Origin of the sequence: Vibrio ordalii ATCC 33509, from assembly GCA_000257205.1 — a bacterium.
Classification (GTDB): domain Bacteria; phylum Pseudomonadota; class Gammaproteobacteria; order Enterobacterales; family Vibrionaceae; genus Vibrio; species Vibrio ordalii.
In genome coordinates this window covers 1-1,617 of the sequence record AEZC01000241.1, presented here as the reverse complement: position 1 = coordinate 1,617, position 1,617 = coordinate 1, and the positions used below count along the sequence as shown (strand labels likewise).

General features: G+C 44.2%; 1 protein-coding gene. It reads right to left on the bottom strand.

Features of this window, described 5'->3' with window-relative positions; translation table 11 throughout:
• Positions 1 to 1,617: collagenase (locus VOR_RS17505; protein ID WP_010320731.1), on the bottom strand; the 1,617-nt coding region annotated here is incomplete at both ends.

The window sequence follows — 1,617 nt, the reverse complement described above, 5'->3', positions numbered from 1 at the left end:
ACATCTGGAACATCAATATAATAGAGTTGTTCACTGTACTGCTCACCCGACAAGGTAACACTCTGCCCTAACGCTAAATAATTCATCGTGTCTTCTGGTTGAATTGGCGGCACAGTCGGATCTTCTGGATTACCACTGCCCGTTGTCAAAGTGTCTAACCAAGTTGAAAATTCGCTGTCTAGGCTTTTGCCAATCCGTTTGACTTGCTCAGCCCACGCTTTGAAATCGCCACTACGTGATAACGCTAGTAATTGATCCACTTCATTTGGATGATTTTCCAACATAAAACGAACCGCTAAATAGCCCCAGCGATAAATTTGATTGGTGTCATTTTGATAAGTAGTGGCCAGCACTTGCGTGAGGATCAGTTTTTTCTCAGCAATTAAGTCTACCGCCGCTTGGTAGCCTTTTTTATAGTGCATGTATTCAGCGAAGCCTTCCAACCACCACACGATATGGCCTTCACTTAAATTGAGAGAAAACGAACCGTACTGATTGTAACGTCCGTCCAAATAATGCACATATTCATGCTCTAAATTGAGAATAGATAACGCCTCATCCTGCGCATATCGATAAGCAACAAAGCGCGCGGTGTTGTTGGCATCGGCCGGGTTGCCTTCAAGGTATTGCCCGCCGTTGTTGGTAGTATTGCCAAACAAGAAGTTGGAATAACTGACATAACTTTCGTTGCTATCAAATACCACCACTTCCACTTGTTGATTGAGATCATCGGCCACGGGCGTGAAACCAGTATTTACCACGGTATGGAAATCGGCTTCTTTCTTATTCAATACCTGACACGCTTGCTCTGCTTGTTGGGATGTTAAGCTTTGTGAGCGGATAATAGCAGGCCCATCGCATTGATGGCGATTTGGCATGATACGCTGTTCAAGTTGCTGCTTAGCTTGCGTTAAATTAAGCGTTTCCAATGTCTCATGGGCGTAGTAAGAAAGCATTTCAACCGCAGCAATCCAGAGTTTATCGCTACGTCCACCCAGCGGGTAACGTTCCAATACTTTTTCTAAAATCGCAATAACTCGGGTTTTGGTGTTTGGGTAAGGGCTAACCAGTAAGCGCCCTGTTTCACGCACCGCATTGTACAAAATGAAATCGGCATCAGTTCCTAACGCCCAATCATGTTCAGTGGCAAAACGATACAGTGTCTCCAAATATTCTGGATGGGCTTCAATATGTTGATAAAAATCATCACGTGAGGTATGTCCGCTCATTGAGCGGAACAAATTATTTAAACCATCAACAAACTGTACATCTTGCGCCGTTTGTGGGCTAAAGGCATCCAATAACACGATGAAATTCGCCATCGTTAAAGGTAGGCGTTTCACGTTATCGACCATTAACGTTAAGCTCGACATGGCCGCCACTTGTTCACGACCTAAGCTCAAACTATAAGGCGATAACATAAACTGGTTAATCGTATCCGCAATAGCATTACTCAATTGGTCCGAATAATCACCAAAATCTTGTTTTACACCATAGCGCACATAATACGCGGCACGGATAAACTCCCCTAAGTTAGCGATAGACTTGGCTTGTGCTTCCGTCCCTTGATATTGCGAAATCTCTAACGCCAGCGCTCGGTTAATGCTGTCTATACCC